19 protein-coding genes and 1 tRNA gene are annotated in these 17,634 nt (G+C 49.2%); 15 read left to right on the forward strand and 5 right to left on the reverse strand.

The window, feature by feature from the left end:
* Positions 1 to 20: 20 nt before the first annotated feature.
* Positions 21 to 836 (forward strand): patatin-like phospholipase family protein, encoded by an 816-nt coding sequence (locus WC052_00895; GenBank protein MFA7286207.1) that lies wholly within the window; start codon positions 21 to 23, stop codon positions 834 to 836.
* Here the strand turns inward: WC052_00895 and WC052_00900 are convergent.
* Positions 833 to 1,858 carry an NAD-dependent epimerase/dehydratase family protein gene (locus WC052_00900; GenBank protein MFA7286208.1) on the reverse strand — a complete coding sequence of 342 codons (1,026 nt, stop codon included), beginning with the start codon at positions 1,856 to 1,858 and terminating at the stop codon, positions 833 to 835. The two genes, WC052_00895 and WC052_00900, sit on opposite strands and share 4 nt — an antisense overlap.
* Before the next feature lie 89 nt (positions 1,859 to 1,947).
* Here WC052_00900 and WC052_00905 point away from each other — a divergent pair, with 89 nt between their 5' ends.
* From WC052_00905 to WC052_00915, 3 genes are read left to right on the forward strand one after another with little or no spacing between them, the layout of a single operon-like run.
* The gene (locus WC052_00905) at positions 1,948 to 2,337 is read left to right on the forward strand and encodes a riboflavin kinase (GenBank protein MFA7286209.1); all 390 of its coding nucleotides are present in this window, start codon (positions 1,948 to 1,950) and stop codon (positions 2,335 to 2,337) included.
* Between the two features lie 9 nt (positions 2,338 to 2,346).
* The gene (gene dnaG / locus WC052_00910; protein MFA7286210.1) at positions 2,347 to 4,194 is read left to right on the forward strand and encodes a DNA primase; all 1,848 of its coding nucleotides are present in this window, start codon (positions 2,347 to 2,349) and stop codon (positions 4,192 to 4,194) included.
* Between the two features lie 2 nt (positions 4,195 to 4,196).
* Positions 4,197 to 5,453, forward strand: a complete 1,257-nt coding sequence (locus tag WC052_00915) for a sigma-70 family RNA polymerase sigma factor (GenBank protein MFA7286211.1) — start codon at positions 4,197 to 4,199, stop codon at positions 5,451 to 5,453.
* A gap of 52 nt (positions 5,454 to 5,505) precedes the next feature.
* On the opposite strand, the gene WC052_00920 is transcribed toward WC052_00915, so the two are convergent.
* Together WC052_00920 and WC052_00925 are read right to left on the reverse strand one after the other, a co-directional pair.
* Positions 5,506 to 6,402 carry a hypothetical protein gene (locus WC052_00920; protein ID MFA7286212.1) on the reverse strand — a complete coding sequence of 299 codons (897 nt, stop codon included), beginning with the start codon at positions 6,400 to 6,402 and terminating at the stop codon, positions 5,506 to 5,508.
* A 78-nt stretch (positions 6,403 to 6,480) separates the two neighbouring features.
* Positions 6,481 to 6,891 carry a vitamin K epoxide reductase family protein gene (locus tag WC052_00925; GenBank protein MFA7286213.1) on the reverse strand — a complete coding sequence of 137 codons (411 nt, stop codon included), beginning with the start codon at positions 6,889 to 6,891 and terminating at the stop codon, positions 6,481 to 6,483.
* 85 nt (positions 6,892 to 6,976) lie between these two features.
* Between WC052_00925 and WC052_00930 the strand changes: the two genes are divergently transcribed.
* From WC052_00930 to WC052_00965, 8 genes are all read left to right on the forward strand, one after another.
* Positions 6,977 to 7,243: a metal-sensitive transcriptional regulator gene (locus WC052_00930; GenBank protein ID MFA7286214.1), complete on the forward strand. Its 267-nt coding sequence runs from the start codon at positions 6,977 to 6,979 to the stop codon at positions 7,241 to 7,243.
* A gap of 1 nt (position 7,244) precedes the next feature.
* Complete coding sequence (locus tag WC052_00935) at positions 7,245 to 9,506, forward strand: heavy metal translocating P-type ATPase (protein MFA7286215.1); 2,262 nt, start codon at positions 7,245 to 7,247, stop codon at positions 9,504 to 9,506.
* Positions 9,507 to 9,509: 3 nt separating this feature from the next.
* The gene (locus tag WC052_00940) at positions 9,510 to 10,535 is read left to right on the forward strand and encodes a sulfite exporter TauE/SafE family protein (protein MFA7286216.1); all 1,026 of its coding nucleotides are present in this window, start codon (positions 9,510 to 9,512) and stop codon (positions 10,533 to 10,535) included.
* Positions 10,536 to 10,541: 6 nt separating this feature from the next.
* Positions 10,542 to 10,943 (forward strand): cupredoxin domain-containing protein, encoded by a 402-nt coding sequence (locus WC052_00945; protein MFA7286217.1) that lies wholly within the window; start codon positions 10,542 to 10,544, stop codon positions 10,941 to 10,943.
* Between the two features lie 87 nt (positions 10,944 to 11,030).
* Positions 11,031 to 11,102, forward strand: a tRNA-Asn gene (locus WC052_00950).
* A gap of 403 nt (positions 11,103 to 11,505) precedes the next feature.
* Positions 11,506 to 11,814: a hypothetical protein gene (locus WC052_00955; GenBank protein MFA7286218.1), complete on the forward strand. Its 309-nt coding sequence runs from the start codon at positions 11,506 to 11,508 to the stop codon at positions 11,812 to 11,814.
* A 62-nt stretch (positions 11,815 to 11,876) separates the two neighbouring features.
* A complete protein-coding gene (locus tag WC052_00960) occupies positions 11,877 to 12,272 on the forward strand; it encodes a hypothetical protein (protein ID MFA7286219.1) in 396 nt (131 codons plus the stop codon).
* An 84-nt stretch (positions 12,273 to 12,356) separates the two neighbouring features.
* Positions 12,357 to 12,791 carry a YdeI/OmpD-associated family protein gene (locus tag WC052_00965; protein MFA7286220.1) on the forward strand — a complete coding sequence of 145 codons (435 nt, stop codon included), beginning with the start codon at positions 12,357 to 12,359 and terminating at the stop codon, positions 12,789 to 12,791.
* Between the two features lie 108 nt (positions 12,792 to 12,899).
* Here WC052_00965 and WC052_00970 read toward each other — a convergent pair whose 3' ends face one another.
* Positions 12,900 to 14,012, reverse strand: coding sequence for a hypothetical protein (locus WC052_00970; protein ID MFA7286221.1), 1,113 nt, complete (start codon positions 14,010 to 14,012; stop codon positions 12,900 to 12,902).
* 301 nt (positions 14,013 to 14,313) lie between these two features.
* Between WC052_00970 and WC052_00975 the strand changes: the two genes are divergently transcribed.
* Positions 14,314 to 15,282, forward strand: a complete 969-nt coding sequence (locus tag WC052_00975; GenBank protein ID MFA7286222.1) for a ribose-phosphate pyrophosphokinase — start codon at positions 14,314 to 14,316, stop codon at positions 15,280 to 15,282.
* Between the two features lie 45 nt (positions 15,283 to 15,327).
* Positions 15,328 to 15,525 carry a hypothetical protein gene (locus WC052_00980; protein MFA7286223.1) on the forward strand — a complete coding sequence of 66 codons (198 nt, stop codon included), beginning with the start codon at positions 15,328 to 15,330 and terminating at the stop codon, positions 15,523 to 15,525.
* 198 nt (positions 15,526 to 15,723) lie between these two features.
* On the opposite strand, the gene WC052_00985 is transcribed toward WC052_00980, so the two are convergent.
* Positions 15,724 to 16,398, reverse strand: a complete 675-nt coding sequence (locus tag WC052_00985) for a C39 family peptidase (GenBank protein MFA7286224.1) — start codon at positions 16,396 to 16,398, stop codon at positions 15,724 to 15,726.
* Between the two features lie 133 nt (positions 16,399 to 16,531).
* Between WC052_00985 and WC052_00990 the strand changes: the two genes are divergently transcribed.
* Positions 16,532 to 17,554 carry a M23 family metallopeptidase gene (locus WC052_00990; protein ID MFA7286225.1) on the forward strand — a complete coding sequence of 341 codons (1,023 nt, stop codon included), beginning with the start codon at positions 16,532 to 16,534 and terminating at the stop codon, positions 17,552 to 17,554.
* The last annotated feature ends 80 nt before the right edge of the window (positions 17,555 to 17,634 follow it).

A 17,634-nucleotide genomic window follows, 5' to 3' on the forward strand; every position in this document is an offset into this window, starting at 1 on the left:
TCGTCCGCTATAGTGTAGGTATGACAACACAAAGAAAAACAGTTGGCCTGGCACTGGGTAGTGGAGGCGTTCGCGGCATGGCGCACGTCGGCGTTATTCGGACATTTTTGAAACACGGCATACCAATGGATTTTTTCGCCGGCAGCTCGGTTGGCGCTTGGGTGGGTGCGCACTACGCGTTATATCAAGACATTGATCGGTTAATTGACGACACGGTTGGGAAGCGGAGAGAAAAAATGAAGGCTCTTTTTGAGCCGACACTGAAAGGCGGTTTAGTGAAAGGTAGAAAAGTAGAAAAACTGCTCACCTTATTTTTGGCAGACAGCGATTTTTCTGCACTGCGGGCGCCGCTGGCGGTGGTCGCCACCGATTTACGAACCGGTATGCCGGTGGTGTTTCGTGAGGGGAAATTAGCGCCAGCAGTTCGAGCCAGCATTGCTATCCCAACTTTTTTTCAGCCAGTGCTGTATGAAGGTCAACTGCTGGTGGATGGCGGTATATCTGACCCAGTGCCGAGCGACCTGGTGCGTAGCATGGGGGCGGACATTGTGGTGGCCATCAACTTAAACGTTTTACCACCACAAACTGATCGCTTGGCAAATGGTGATTTAAAATTGACGGGTGTCAGCACTCGGACGCTCGATATTATGCGTCACTGGCTAGCTGAACAGGCGGTGAGAAATGCCGATGTGGTAATTGCGCCAAGTATTGTGTACGCCGGTTTAAAAACGTGGGGAAAGTATTTTACGAGTGAAGTGGGGCGACAAATTATGGAGCAAGGCGCTGACGCCGCTGAAGCGGCTGTGCCGGAAATTTTGCAATTACTCCGAGACTAAGATTTGTTCGTGTGTTCGAGTAGTATTTCTGCAAGGCCGTCGCGAAGCGAGATGGTGGGGGTGATGCCGAGCACTTGCTCGAGGCGGTCAATATTGGCCTGACTTTTCCGTGGTTCGGTAATGGCTGGGCCGAAGGTTGGCTCGACTGATGCACTGGTGAGTTCACGAAGCAGAGTAACAAAATCATTAACCGATATTGGTTTGCCAGTACCAACGTTAATAGGCATGTCGCACTTTTCGATTGGTGCGGTAAGTGCCGCTATATTGGCGGCAGCGACGTCGCGTACAAAAATAAAATCGCGCGTTTGATTGCCGTCGCCGTAAATAATAGGGGAGGTATTACTGTGCAGCAGTTCAATGAATTTTGGAATGAGACCAGCGTAGTCGCTCGATGCGTCCATTCGTGGGCCATAGACGTTGAAGTAGCGGAGGACGACGGTTTCTAGCCCATAGAGTTTTTGATACAACGTGCAGTAGAGTTCACCCACCCGTTTTTGGAGGGCATACGGAGAGAGTGGGTCAATGGCGGCTACTTCGGGTGTTGGTAAGGTGACGGGGCTGCCGTAGACTGCGGCACTGGAAGAAAAAATGAATCGTTTAACGTTGGCATTGCGGCATGCTTCGAGCATGTGCAGCGTACCGCCGACGTTTATCTCGTTTGTTACTTCGGGGTGTTCAATAGATTCACGAACTCGTGGTATAGCCGCCAAGTGGAAGACCGCGTCAAAGCGGTTTGGTGGGATAACTTTTGAAAGGTCAGACGTAATGCTTTGCTCGACAATCGTCAATTTTGAATTTTTTTTATGCTGCTCGAGGTTTTCTGGCTTACCAGAAGAAAAATCATCAAGCACTACCACCTCGGCACCAGTGCTGAGGAGCGCGTCGACAACGTGGCTACCAATAAACCCAGCACCGCCGGTAACGAGGTATCGGTGTTCGGGAGTTACTGCCGCAACCTTTTTTCGTCGTGGACGAGTACTTTTTGGGGCTATGGGGGTATTTTCTACGGCTGTTATTTCCATACATTGCTTAAAAAACCAGAAACATCGCAAGACAGCATTATACCATGTGGATTGACCCGTCAAGCGTAGACGGCTACGCTTCGCCTTATATGCCCCGCATTTCTCAAAAAATATTGTCAGACGTACGAGGATTCGTTATTCATGGCGCCCACACGGGTCGAACATTGGGTTATCCGACGGCCAACCTCAGTACACACTACTTTCGGAATCACAACGTGCCGAAAGGTGTGTACGCTGGGTGGGCAACCATTGGTAATAAGACGTACATGGCGGCGGTTGTCATTGGAGTGGATGAGAAGCTGGAAGTTCACCTGATTGGTTTTCAATCTCAAATTTATGGCAGATGGCTTCGGGTGAAGCTAGTTGTTCGTTTACGAAATTTGACCCGTTTCACTAGTCGTCAGGCTTTGATTAACCAAATTGCCCGTGACGTTAAGGGTGCCAGACGACACCTTGCCACAAGCCGAGCCGCCAAGTAAATTGCGAGTATGACTCCAGTCGAAGAAATAAAATCGAGACTCGACATAGTGGACGTACTTTCGGAGTACATTCCTCTAAAGCCGGCTGGGGCAAATTGGCGGGGGCGTTGCCCGTTTCATGAAGAAAAGACGCCGTCATTCATGGTGAGTAAGCCGAAGCAGATTTGGCACTGTTTTGGCTGCGGCGAAGGGGGCGATATGTTCTCGTTCATTATGAAACTGGAAGGCTTGGAGTTTCCTGATGCCTTGCGACTCCTTGGTGTGAAAGCTGGCGTTGTTGTTAAGACAGAAGCGCCAGAACGCCGAACCGAACGCGAGCGGATTGGTCGGGTGATGGCGATGAGCGTTGCGTTTTGGCAGCAGCAACTGTGGGACGCAGCTGAAGCGCGAACAGCCCGTGAGTATTTGCAAAATGAGCGACATATTTTACCAAACACTATTCGTGAGTGGCACTTAGGATTTGCCGTAAACAGTTGGGACGCTTTGACAAGCTATCTAGCTTCGCAAGGAGTGAGCAAGGGAGATATGGTAAGCGCTGGCGTCGCTGTGCGAAAAGCGGCAGCGGCTGGTCGCAGCGTCTATGACCGCTTTCGTAATCGCATTATGTTCCCGCTCATGAATGCTCATGGGCAAGTGGTTGGTGCCACCGGGAGAATTTTACCAGGCACAGAGGTAAGTGAAACTGGGGTGACCGAGGCAAAATACGTGAACACACCCGAAACCTTATTATATAAAAAAGGTGAGGTGCTCTATGGCTTGGATCAAGCGAAGCAAGCCATTCGGCAGCAGCAGGTGGCGGTTATCGTTGAGGGAAACGTGGACGTTGTAACATCGCATCAGGCCGGTATTCGGCATGTGATTGCGGCGTCGGGTACGGCACTAACCGCAGAACACGTGCGCCTGCTTAAGCGCTATACGAATCGGGTGGCTTTTGCGTTTGATAGTGACGTGGCAGGGGAGTCGGCGAGCTTGCGAGGTGTAATTACGGCACTTGAGGGTGGACTAGACGTACTTCGGATAGTGCTACCTAAACGAAGCGACGGCTCAGCATACAAAGATCCCGATGAGTGCATACGAGACAACCCGCAACTATGGGTTGCTGCAACAGCAGCGGCGCGCCCGTTCCTCGATGACCTCATGGAGCGAGCCACGACACTTCGTGATTTGCGGGATGTAAACGAAAAGCGAGCGGTGATTGCCGAGTTCATGGCGTTACTAAAACGTATACCTGATTCGGTCGTGGTGGCGCATTATCGTCAGGAGCTTGCTCAACGAGTCGGTGTTTCAGATGCCGAACTTACCGCCGAGCTGCGGCAAGCGAAGACCGTGCGAGACAGACCGCAGTTCGCTACTCATGCGCAACCAAAAGCAGCGGCTGATCCAAAACGGCGACTGTCGGAACGACTATTGGCCGGTATTATTGCCGCACCAGAGCTGTCGAGCTATGCCTTTGACGTCCTGGCACCCGAGTATTTAGACGAAGTCGTGCAGACGCTGTACAAGGAGATGACCCTCTTCTATACTACGAATAGCAACCAGCCTATTATTTGGCTTGGACAATCATTTGCAAAATATCTTGCCGAGTTACAGGGTGGCGCCGCCCTCGCTGAGCAACTCGACGTTTTATCGCTCCTTTTCGATCACTCCATGGGCGACGGAGAGCCAGATGCAATTCGCCGCGATATAACCGAGGCGGTTCGTTTGTTGAAGCGTCATTTTTTACGCGAACGGTCTGAAGAGCTTGCTCGACGGATTGCCGCCTTAGAACGTCTGCCAGACAAAGATGAGCAGACGCTGAACGATTTACTTACTGAGTTTCAAAGAGTCAGCTCTTCTCTTACGCATCTAGAATCATAAGCATGACCAAGAAGATAGTGAAGAAGGTGAAGAAACCAATAAAGGCAGTTAAGAAATTGAAGAAGGTTGTTAAAAAGGCATCGCTGAAAGCGCCTAAGAAGCCTTTGAAGAAAATCGTTCAACCAAAAACTGCTGGCGTAAAAACGGCTGAACGAGCAGTTAAGGTGCAGGCAGATGAATTACGTATTCAGACACTGCTGACAAAAGGACGGTCACGAGGATTCGTGACCGAAACTGAAGTACTGTATACGTTTCCTGAGGTCGAAGAATATCTGGATCGTTATGAAGAATTTTTGGATACCCTGGAAGACATTGGTATTCAAAACATTAGCACCGGCACCGGCATTCTCGACATGCATAGTGCTGCCAAGAAGACTGAAATGGCGCAGCGCATGGGGTCGTCATCTGACAAGCGACGGTTGGATTTGACGGATATTTCCGCGGACTCAATTCAAATGTATCTTCGTGAGATTGGTAAGGTGCCGCTCCTTCACGCTGAGGAAGAAATATCCCTCGCCAAGCGGAAAGAGCGGGGCGACGAGGAAGCGAAGAAGAAACTGATTGAAGCAAACCTTCGATTGGTCGTTTCTATTGCGAAGAAGTTCACTGGTAAACGACTTTCACTTTTGGACCTCATTCAAGAAGGCAACATTGGTTTGTTTCGTGCCGTGGAGAAATTTGAGTACCGCAAAGGTTTTAAATTTTCAACGTACGCGACGTGGTGGATTCGCCAAGCCATTACCCGCGCTTTGGCTGATCAATCTCGAACCATTCGTATTCCCGTGCACATGGTTGAGACAATTAATAAATTTCAGCAAATTGAACGGCAACTCATTCAAGACTTAGGTCGTGAGCCGTACCCTGAAGAAATCGCGGCTGAAATGGGGGAGACGTTAGAGAAAATTCGGCACATCATGAAAATTTCTCAGGACACGATTTCACTAGAAACGTCTGTCGGCGAAGATGATGAAGATTCAACTTTGGAAGACTTCATTGAGGACGTGAAGAACGTTACGCCCGATAGGGCGGCGGCGCTGCAGCTATTGAAAGACTACGTGAAAAATATTATTCAAGAGCTGACGCCGCGAGAGCAGAAAATTTTAGAGATGCGGTTTGGTTTGGAAGACGGCGTAGCTCATACCCTGGAAGAAGTGGGGAGTGAGTTCGGTGTTACCAGAGAGCGTATTCGACAAATTGAGGCTAAAGCTTTGGAAAAAATTAAGAAGCACGAACTCATCGATCGGCTTAGAGATTACTAACGAAAAGTATTTGAACGTGAAAACAGACAGGGGCCTCCGGGTCCTGTCTGTTTTACTGCTCGTTTTCAAGTAGTATTTCTAGCGCTCGTTTCTGCCGGAGGATGTTCTCCAGCCATGCTTCTGTGTACACGGCGTTTGCAGTTTGCAAGCAGCGCCAAAGCCGCTTGATTGTCTGGTTGACCATTTGACGAGAGACGCCGTGTTTCTTGCCGACTTCTTCCAAGGCTATTCCATCGTCATTCCAGATGCCGTGACGATCGATGAGGAACGAAGCATTTCGTTCTCGCAGTGCCTTGCGCCCCCTGGCGTCAGCACGGTAAACGTCGGCGACGAACTGCTCTAGTCGAAGCGTAACGTCGACAAGTTCACCTTTTGCCATTCGTATCGTTTCTGGCGCTGGTGCACCAGCAGCCATAACGTCGTGAAGTGTGCGACTTTCGCCATCCTCGGTCATTAGCGGTGCATCGAGCGATCGTCCACGTTTCGGAAGCACCGGCTCTGATGCGGCATCAATAGCGGCACCAGTTACATCAGCGTGCTTCATAATTTCATCTCGTGTTGGTTTCCTCCCTAACGCAACTTCGAGAATCAACGTGGCTGCTTTGATGCGCTTGGACGCAGCGTAGAGATAGCTGGGGTAGTGAACAGCAGTATTTGCTGTAGCGTTGGCACTATTTAAGGCGCCGAGTATGTACCAACTAGCGTACCCTCGAAAATTTCCGCCTTTCCGTTCGTCGAAGCGTATGGTGGCTTCAACGAGGCTGCAGTATGCGATTTGCTCTCGCTCCTCAGCTGTCAGTTGGCGACCCATGTTCGTAATTCTGGCAGACCACCGTGCGAACCATAGGTTCCTTTCAACGAGCTCGTTTCGGGCGGCGAGATCACGATTTTCTCGCCATCGTCGCGCTAGCTCTCGTTCGAGTTCTGCGTCTTCACTTTTCGATTTCACTGTATCCTCCTGCACCCTATGTTTTGAACTGGGTGCGACGTCGCTACACTACCGACAACAGCTGTATAACGTCAAGTTTTAAAGAAGCATTTTTAGCGCAAGGAGCGCGATAGCTGTGCAAATGCTGGCAGACAGTAAACACCACGTGCACCATTCACGTAAAATGAAAGCCTGAATGGCAGTGAGATAGAGCGAGAAGCAAAAGGCAAATAGTGAAAGGATGAACGTTGCAGTGATGAGCAGCGTGCTTTCAAGGCCACTAATAATAGCCACTATATGTGCTACTGCGGTAAAGCCATAGTAGGCCATACCCAGGAACTCAAGTGGAATACCGAATAATTTTGAATATCGACTGTGCACCACGGTCTCGCACTTGTGTTTCGTTATGGGGCAAAGCAGTGGTACTGGGCCATGTTTGTGCCGGTAGACATAAAGTGCAATGGCAAAGCCGGAGCTCGCGAGAAGAATTATGGCAAGATGAAATAACATAGTTGCGCCATAGTAACGTATGCAGAAGAAACTGCCTAGTCATTCCATCGCTTGACATACCCCCAGGGGGGTATATAGTGTCGGTATGGAATCATCCAATACTAAAAAACTTGTTCGTCGGCTGAAGATAATTGAAGGTCAAATTCGTGGTCTGCAAACTATGGTTGCAGATGGCACGTATTGTATTGATGTAATTACGCAAACGTCTGCTGTGAAGCAGGCGTTGTCGAACGTAGAAGATATTTTGCTCGAAAATCATCTTGGATCTTGTGCCATAAAGCAGGTGCAGTCTGGGCAAGTGGAGAAAGCGAAGCGTGAAATACTTCGAGTTTATAAATTAAAACGACGCTAATATGCGCTCAGAAACGCTTCGTGTTGTTGGTATGCATTGCGCATCCTGTGCGTTTAATATTGAAAAGGCCATTAAAAATAAGCCTGGCGTTGGTACCGTCGCGGTTAATTACGCTATGGAGTCTGCGGAAATTACTTATGACGAAAAGGCGACAACTATAGCCGACCTGTCTAAAGAAATTGCGCCACTTGGCTATTCGTTTGCGACTCAAGATGCGGCAATGGAACATCACGCCGGTGCTGATATGAAAGCTGACGAGCTTACGACGCTTCGCCACAAAGTTGTGGTCGCTATTCCGCTTGTGGTCATTAGTGTTTTTATAATGGTACTGGAATTTTTGGTGTATCCATTTGCGGTTATTCCTGAATTGCCAGTTGCGGCAGAAGAGTTTATGCACCATCTTATGCCAGTGCTCGCCACGGTGGCTCTCTTTTTGGTTGGTGACCAGTATATAAAAGGCGTATGGGTATTTTTGCGCCACGGTGTTGCCAATATGGATACGCTCGTTGGCATAGGCACGATGACGGCTTTTGCATATAGCTTTATTATCGCTGCTTTTGAGCAGCAGCTCGCACCATACATAGACGTGACCCACAGTTATTATGATGTTGTCGTCGTGGTCATTGGCCTTATTACGCTCGGCAAGTATTTAGAGGCGAACGCCAAGCGTAGAACTGGAGATGCCATTCGCGCCTTGCTCGGACTGCAGGTCAAGACGGCGCTCGTCGTGCGTGATGGCGTCGAGCAAGAGCTAGCAGTTGACCAAGTAAAACATGGCGACATTATTATGATTAAGCCGGGCATGCGTATACCGGTTGACGGTACGGTACTGTCTGGTAGTTCATACGTTGACGAAGCAATGGTGACCGGTGAACCTATGCCAGTAGAGAAGCGTGTTGGTGAAAACGTCGTGGCGGGAACGGTAAACACAACTGGTAATTTTACATTCACAGCCACAGGCGTTGGTGAGGAAACCTTGCTGGCAAGTATTGTGAAGCTAGTAGCAGCGGCGCAAGGATCGCGTGCGCCAATTCAGCGTTTGGCAGATGCCATCTCTCAAGTATTTGTACCGACCGTTATTGGAATTTCTTTTGTAACTTTAGGTCTTTGGCTTACCGTTGGGCCACAGTATTTGCCTTTTGCTACCGCCCTTTCACTTGGCTTGACGTGTTTTGTTGGCGTACTGGTCATTGCCTGTCCTTGCGCCTTGGGTTTAGCGACACCAACAGCAATTATTGTGGGGGTAGGAAAGGCGGCGCAAGATGGCATTTTAATTAAGAACGCAGAAGTATTGGAACGATTACACAAAGTAACAACACTCGTCATTGATAAGACTGGCACGCTCACCGAAGGTAAACCTCGCGTGACAAGTGTGATTCCTTTGGGAGGTCATAGTGAGGACGAAGTACTCTCGTATGCAGCCGCTCTTGAATCGTTGTCTGAGCATCCCATTGCCACAAGCATTGTGGCTGCGGCAGAAGCAAAACACGTAACAAAAGTACTCGTGAGTAATTTTGAAAATATGCCGGGTGTTGGTGTGAGGGGTGATATTGCTGGTGAAGTGTATTACATAGGTGGCCCAGCACTACTCACAAAACTCACTCTTCCTGTGCCAGCGGAACTTACTGTAATTGCTAACCAAGGTGCGACCGCTGTGGTGCTCGTAGCGAAGCAGCAAATTCTGGGTGTCATTGCTGTGGGAGATGAAGTGAAGGCCGGTGCGAAACAGGCAGTTCAAGAGCTGCAACACCTTGGTGTCAATGTGATTATGGCTACAGGAGATCATGTTATGTCGGCAAAATTTGTGGCGGCTGCGGTGGGCATTGAGCCAGAAAATATTATTGCTGGATTACTTCCAGCAGATAAACTGACGTTGGTGCGTGAATGGCAAGCGAAAGGTGCGATTGTGGCGGTTGCTGGAGATGGCGTGAACGACGCGCCGGCGCTTGCGCAGGCGAACGTTGGAATTGCCATGGCAACCGGCACAGATGTTTCTATTGAGGCAAGCGATGTAACGTTGCTTCATGGCGACATAACGAAAGTTGCCAAAGCTATTCTGTTATCGCGCCGTACTATGAGAACCATTCGGCAAAATCTTTTCTGGGCATTCGCGTACAATGTCATTGGTATACCGCTCGCGGCTGGTCTCTTTTATCCAGTGTTTGGGTGGCTGCTTTCACCGGTTTTCGCTGGGTTTGCTATGGCGTTCTCTAGTGTGTCTGTATTAGGTAACTCCCTACGCTTGAAATTAATACGTTTATAAACTATGGCATCTACCACAAAAACTTTTTCCGTTCACGGTATGCACTGTGCGTCGTGCGTTGTAGTTATTAACGATACGCTGAAGGCAATGCCAGGTGTGGCGGCGGTTGATACTAATCTTGCGAAGCAATCAGTTACCGTAACTGGTGAATTTGAACAAAGCGACAACGAACTTGCCGAGCGTTTTACGGAAGGTGTAAAGCATCACGGCTACACCATAACTGAACTCGGTGTTGTTCCGTTGAAAGCCGTGCTGTGGCGAGATTTTGCAATTGGCGGGATTATTGCTTTTTTGATAGTTGCGGGATTTCTCGCGCTACAGAAAATGGGCATCGGTAACATTTTAGGCGGCACTGGAATGAGTTACCTCACCGCATTTCTTGTGGGTATTGTTGCTTCACTATCTACATGCCTTGCTATTGTTGGCGGCTTGGTCCTCACGTTGTCGTCAACGTATGCGCAGAGCGGGAAGAGTTGGCGACCACATGCTGCATTCCATGTAGGTCGACTTGTGGGCTTCTTTATTTTGGGTGGGCTTATTGGTATTGCGGGTAGCACGTTTCAAATAGCCACCAGTTGGACTGCGGGCATAAGTATTGCTGTTGGTGTTGTTATGTTCCTACTGGGCCTTAGTCTTCTTGAGATAATGCCTGCGGCAAGTCGGTTGTTACCGCGTTTACCAAGCACGCTGCACAAGCGACTTTCTACTCAAGGGAGTGGCGGTGCAGCTGCACCATTCTTTATTGGTGCCGCAACATTTTTCTTACCCTGTGGATTTACGCAGTCAATGCAGCTATATGCGCTTTCAACAGGAAGCTTCATAACCGGTGCGCTTACTATGTTCATATTTACCCTTGGAACGTTGCCAGTACTCCTGTTACTTTCGTTTGGAGCATTTGAGGTGCGTAATAGGTCTTGGCGCGGTATCTTTTTTAAAGCAGCCGGTCTTCTGGTAATTATACTGGCGCTCTTTAATGTTTATAATGCACTAGCTGTGTTAGGATTTGTGCAGCCAGTAAACATTTTTTAGGAAAATATGAGAGGTTTTATTCTTGTCTTTGGCGTTGGTATGGGGGCTGCTTTAATAATGGCGGTACTATGGTTTGCTGTGCCGGACAATAACGTAGATGTGGCAACTACTGGAGACGCCGTGACAGTTCTCGAAGATGGTAGTCAGCGCATTACCATATTGGCCCGGGGAGGTTACTCGCCACGGCAGGTAACAGCAAAGGCTGGTATTCCTACGACGCTGCGTATGAAGACAAATGGTACGTACGATTGCTCGGCCAGTCTTGTTATACCGTCCTTAGGCTACGAAGCGACGTTACCCTCGACAGGTGAAAAAGATATTCAGATTTCGGCCAGTCAAGCTAAAGGAACGTTGGATGGCCTCTGTAGTATGGGCATGTACAGTTTTCGTATAAGCTTTGTTAATTAGAGTGTTGAATATTTTGGAGGGTCGTGTATGATTGGCTTCATTACCTATCAGAGGGTGATTTTTTAAAAAATGTATTCTCGGTAAAGCTCCGGGGTAGCTCAGCGGTAGAGCAGTGCGCTGTTAACGCATTGGTCGTGGGTTCGAGTCCCACCCCCGGAGCTTTGGAGAGAATACGACAAAGAGAAGGGGGAGCGAATGAACTGCTTCATTCGCGTTGGGGCGAGAAAGCCGGAACGATGTCTGAGGAGTACTGCTGACGACGAAGACCGTGAGGCGGGGTCGCGACCAAGGAGGCGGAAGCCGACGAGAGTTGTGACCGAGTCCCACCCCCGGAGCTTTGGAGAGAATACGACAAAGAGAAGGGGGAGCGAATGAACTGCTTCATTCGCGTTGGGGCGAGAAGCGCGCAGCGATGTTCGACGAGGATTGCCGCCGAGGCGAACCGCGAGCGGCGGCCTGCGAACGCTGAGGTGGAAACCGAAGCGATTTGTAGGAGAGTCCCACCCCCGGAGCTATCAAAGGACGTCTGTTACTAGCAGGTGTTTTTTGTTACCCTCTACGCATGGCGCCGTATCAATCGTTTAAAATATTCTTGATTGACACGGTTGGATTATCTAAAAATGGCTTTCATTTCCTCTTGGGTATTTTTGTCTATTTGGGGGCAGCAAAGGTCTTTAAGATTAAGCTTTCCTCAGCGAAGTCCTTGATCGCGCCAGCTGTTTTCGCTTTGCTAATGGAAGTGATGGATTTTCGTGACGCAACAGCATACGGTTCGCATTTAAATTGGGTCGATAGTGCAAATGATAGCTTATTAACTATTTCACTGCCGTTAACTATCTGGATATACATAAAGCTGCGTAACAGGTTCTGATATCGTCCGCGATTCGGAGTTTTGGTAAAAATATTTTGTGCCACTACAAATCTACATTAGATATGCCAAACGGTAAGGAAGAAAATTTTTCTGAAGGTCACGAGCCGTCAGTTGCTGATGGTGATATGAATACGGAAAGAGAAAGAACTGAAGCGAGTTCTTCGGGTGAGTTTTCATTTCGCGACGAGGGTAATGTAGCTGAAATACGAATTGATGACCCGGACCGCCTTTGGCGAGTGTGCCGATCCATTTGTGCAGTCTTGGGAAATGAAATAGCAGATAATCGGCGAGATTATTTTTTCAATAAAGAAATGGGCGGCGAGTTGCGGCCTGGTGGGGTATTCTGTGTAACTTTGACAAGCCCAGGTGTTATTTGGGCCTCCGTTCGAAATAATAAAGGAAATCCCGAATACGTTGCCTTGCTACGAAGAGCTGTTGAGGAAGCGTGCGCATCATGAATCGGAATGTATCAAATGCCCAGCTTTTAATCTCAAGCGCATGCTAGTTATTGCGGCAACGGTAGTAAAAAATGTAGAGCAACAATGAAAATAATAATTTCTAAATCGGTTAAAAAAGCATCGGAGACCAAAGTACCTGCTGATCTTCGGAAAGCCCTTGCGGCTACTCCTAAGGTAGGAAGGCTTTGGGAAAATCTCACACCAATCGCTCGCAGAGACTTTATTAGCTGGATTGTTTCAGCCAAACAGCCAGAGACGCGGCAGCGCCGAATCGAGCGAGTTCCAGACATGCTTATGTCCGGGAAGCGTCGCCCTTGCTGCTATGCGCTTGTGCCAATGGATTTATATAGGGTTGTTGGGGCGAGTGCAAAGGCGAAGGCTAAGTGGCACGAGCTTACTTCGAATCAACGTAGAGATTTTATTGATTGGGTAGAATCAGCAAAGGAGTCGGAGACGCACAAGAAAAGAATTCAGAAAATTTGCAGTACGTTGGCAGCTGGAAAGACATTAAAAATTTAGAAGGTAAAATTGTTAAAGTGTTGAGCGTATAAAAAGATTTTAAAATTGACGAGGGGCGGGAAGATGCGATGATCTTCCCGCCCCGTCGAACTTGCCCCCCGGGGTCTCCTACTTTGGGGGGTAGGTCTTCAGGAACGTGGTCCTGAAGGTTTCGAAAACATCTTTGCCTCTCCGCCGCCACCAAAGGCGGGCGTAGGCGTCGTCTCGGTTCATGCCAGCCCGCTTCTGGAACAGTTCGTCGGCCTCCTCCACTACCAGCCGGAACTCATTGATCTCGAGAAGGGTGGGGTCGGTGGCGGCGACCTCATCCCACGTGAGGTTTGTGAGGTATCGCCCCACGACCTCGTTCGAGATTTGCATCTCCTTTGCCATCCGCACGAGGATGGCGGCGGCCTGTTCTCGCAGCAGTAGCCGGATTGGATTCGGACTCGTGACGTAGAACTCCCATGCCCAGTGCATGGGCCACGATACGTGGTGCAGTGCCAACTTCCATTGCTCCTCCGGCAGGTCCTCTTCCTCCGATACAGCGGTCAGAGACGATTGCAGCCTCTGAAGCTGTTCGGTCAGGCCGCTCTGGTCGAGCGCCGCTCTGATACCTGTGTTCAAGTCGTCGCCTGCCGCCTTGACGGTGTCCAGCGGTCGTGGGACCGCGAAGAACCGTTTCTCGATGTCGTCGACGTTCACCGTCCAGGCCATTTTCCCGTCGACAATTTGTCCGTACGAGAGAAAAACGACTTTGTTCTCCTCGTAGCGGTCGCTGACGAGGATGGGCGTGTTTCTCGGTAGGGGTCTCGGGACCCAGTTGATCTTGACGAGGGGGTTTCCGGGGTCCTTCCATCCAACCTCGTAGTCAAACCCTTCGCAGTTGGACACAAGGCCACTGCTGTCCAGGTCGATGAGCGAGAAGGTGTCGGCGGATGAAACCACCTTCCAGCATTCACTCCCGACGATGTTTCTCCCCCTGACGACGTTCCAGATGCGGAGCACCTGGCTGGCCACCGAAAGCCGGTAGAGGCCGTCGGTCATCTCAGGTTGGTTCTCCGTGTTGCACTCGATCTCGGCACCCGTCACCTTGCAGAGATCGAAGTTGTTTTTGCCCTGGATCTCCACCGCCGGCTGGTAGAACGGCTCGACCATCTGCGCAGGCGATGCCGTTGCCGTGAACGTGAATACGACGACGAGCGCAGCCAGCAGCCGCGCCAATGAAAACAAACTGGCCATGGTATTTCCTCCCTGGCTTTTCTTTGGAAAGAGCAGTGAATGTTCGTCCTTGCTCCCTCCTGTTAATCGGTACAGAACGAACCCAATTTTTTACACTAATTTTATTCATTTGTCAATGGTATATGAATAAAATTCTTCCTTTTTAAATTTATTGACGTTCGATAGTTTTTAGAACAAGATGAGGTGCTCTTTGACAATGTAAGAGTTGGGTATTCTGGGTAGCTTTTTGCCGCTTAGGGTATCCAGCTCTTGCAAAAAGAGATGGAAATACGAACTGCAGAGAACCAGAAGGAGATTTGAGATGGAATCCATTTTGATTTTTGGACCCAACGTGGCAGAAACCCTGGTGGAGGATATCACCACAGAGCTTCGTCGGCGATACGGCCACGACGTGGTGTCGGTGCCGGTTACGTGGAGAGCGTTCACAGACGGTGAATCAACACTGCGACTAGATGGCAATGTTCGTGGGCGAGATACGTACGTCATCCAGTCAACGAATGCTCCTGGTAACTTGATGGCGATGAAGTTGCTCCTTCAGGCAGCCAACCTTGCTTCGGCAGGACGGTTGACTGCAGTCATTCCGTACTTTGGGTACGGACGACAAGACCGTAAGGATCAGCCACGTACGCCGATTACGGCAAAGCTTGTGGCTCGTGAGATCGAAGCCGCAATGGGTGTTTCGCAACCACGACACGTGGTTCTCGTTCATCCTCACTTTTCGCAGTTGCAAGGTTTTTTCGATATTCCTTCAGACGTGCTTTTCCCGACGGAGGAGTTCGTTGGTGTGATCTCAAAGCTCGACACTGGTGGTAAGCCGTTGGTGTTCGTCGCGGCTGACATTGGTGGCGTCAAGCAGGCAGACGTGTTCGCTAAACGGCTTAAAACTCCAATGGCTATCGTTCACAAACGCCGCGACCCAACAACTGGCGAACTTGGTGAGGCAACGGTTATCGGTGATGTTCGTGGATATGCCTGCATCGTCGTTGACGATATGTTCGACACGTGCGGGACTCTGCGTCATGCGGCGGTCGCATTGTGCGAAGCTGGAGCAGCGTCGGTGTATGCTTGTGCGACGCACGGTATATTCTCCGGCCCTGCCGTCGAGAGAATTGCTGCTGCGCCTGTGCAGCAGATTATCGTCACCGATACGTTGCCGCAAGTAGATGGTGGTTTTTCTGGTCGTGTTCGAACAATCGGTTGCGGAAAGCTCATTGCGACGGCAATTTGGTGCGATAACACTGACAACAGTTTGTCGAGCCTAACCGTTTAGCAAGGAATTGTTGAGTTACGCCAACACAGAGAAGGAGGAACTGGAATGGTCAAAGGAAGGCCGCAAGTGGCGATCCGTCGCTCTCTCAAGCGTTTGGCTGCGAACGCAATCGGCTGCACTGTCGCGTCGCTCGGGTGGCGCGATGCCCAACTCGTCGATGTCGCTACGGGGGTGCCGATTCCCGGCATTCCTAGGGTACCGAAGTATCCTGCGCCGACGAGTGCATCGAAACGTCGGCAGTAGTCGACTATAACCCAGGGCACATCTGGGAACAACGAGGGGAAGAACTATAAGGAAATCAAAAAGAGGGAACATGTGCCGTTCCCTCTTTTATAGTGATTGAAAACGTAGAAGGTGAATTACTGTTTGCAAGTAGTACCACCGAGCTCAGAGCGGACGAGTTAATGGAGAAAGCGTACCTGAGTTGAGGTTCTTGGTGCGTTAGCGTGGTTCGGTAAACAAGACGCGTTTAGGGCCAGCAGTATACTCTTTGTTTGCAAGGTAATCGTGCAAAGCTGAAAGGAGAACATCGTATGCATAGCGGTAGTTTTTACCTGCTTCAGTACCTGGGTCGTTGGTAATAAATTCGTTGGTTGCGTCGTCGTAACCAGTGATGACAATAACATGATAGTCTGGGCCGCTACCGGTATAGTTTGGGTTGTTAAGCAGCGGGGCATAAACGGGAGCAATAATTGGGTGATTACTCGTTAGCTCAGTTTTGATGTCCTCTAGACTGGGGTCGTTCACTACACGCGCTTTCCAAATAAGGTCACCGCTATTAATAATTTCTGCGATGCGCTCAAGTGATTCGTCTTTTGATGCGGGGGCAGTGTCTTTTTTCAATTGAAAGACAGCAAGTATTTGTTGGCGTGCTTTTTCAACCGTCAGCCCCTCGTCTTTGTAAAAGTTTTGAATCATGACAATCGAAGCTTCCTCACAAGCATTTTGCCATGGCTCTTGCCATTTGCCTTCTGGTGCTTGACTCGTGAACGGTACGTCGATCTCTTTGGCGACTGGTGAAAAATTTTGAAACCTTACTATTGCTGCTACGGCGAGCAGCGCACATAGGGCAATGAAGCCAAATAGTCCGGTAACCACTTTTTTAGAAAAATGCATGCTGTAAGTCTAGCATTGATTGTTCTGTTATACTTTATATATGCACCTCAGCTCTGCCAAGATTGTTAGTATAGTGTTCGTGCTCGCTTTATTATTGAGTGGCGTGTATTCGTTTGGATCAAGATATTTTTCAATGTCAATTGAGCAACCAATAGCAGTACAAACAGAACAAGAGGTCAGTGATAAAGAAGAAAAATTAGGAACTGTTCAAACAATTTATTTTCCGGTAGACGGCTATCTCAGTCGGCGAACATTTAAATCATTTGGTGAGTATATTGAAGATCGATTTACCGGTTATCATGTAGCTGACGACATAGAATTTACAGATGTTACGGATGATGTGCCGGTCGTGTCAATCGCCGAAGGAACAGTTCGCCGTGCGGAGCACATATCTGGATATGGTGGCTTAGTTATCATTCGGCACACGCTTCCGACTGGCGAAGTGAATGCGCTCTATGGTCATTTGGATTTAGCGAACACAAAACTGCAGGTTGGAGACGTTGTTGCTGCAGGGTCGCGCGTTGGCGTTCTTGGACAAGGGGGAAGTACTGCCACGGATGGCGAGCGTAAGCATTTGCATTTCGGGCTTTATAGTGGCGAAGATGTGCGGTTACAGGGGTATGAAAAGATTGCCTCACGTGTTGCTAGCTGGATAAACCCAACAGATTTTTTCACAGACAACGGTGTGGTGCTTGAAGAACAGGGTAGAATGTTTGACCAAAAGAGTGAGCGTGACGGGGAGGAGTTTCCTATTCAATTTTGGTTACCTCGCGGTGCTGAGGTTGAGTATGTGCCGCAAATAAAAGCGTTGAATGTTTTTTCTCTCAGTGGCAGTGGTACGGCTCGTGAACGGTCACTTTTCTTTATTCGCTTTTTTGATGCTGATTCTTTCCAGACACTGAGTACGGTTATGGTGCATTCTAAAGAAAATACAGTTGTCGGCGCGGAGCAATATAGCGCCCGGCGTTATGACATTGAGAAAAAAGACAGTGCGACAGATTTCCCTTTTCAGCCACTATGGCGGAACGAGCGGCATATTGTCACAGACGTTACGACAGGCTCGGGTTTTCGTCGGTATTATGTTGTCGCAAAGAATCCTACGATTTCAGAGGATACGTATAAAGATTTTTTAAAAAGTTTGGTGATTTTGAAGTAACGAATATTCAACAAGATTTACTTTGCTTTTTTGGGTCGATTTCAGTAAGGTGCATTCGTTCTTGAATCATTCATCGGTCA

Source organism: Patescibacteria group bacterium (assembly GCA_041675205.1).
Classification (GTDB): domain Bacteria; phylum Patescibacteriota; class Patescibacteriia; order GWA2-46-9; family GWA2-46-9; genus JBAYUF01.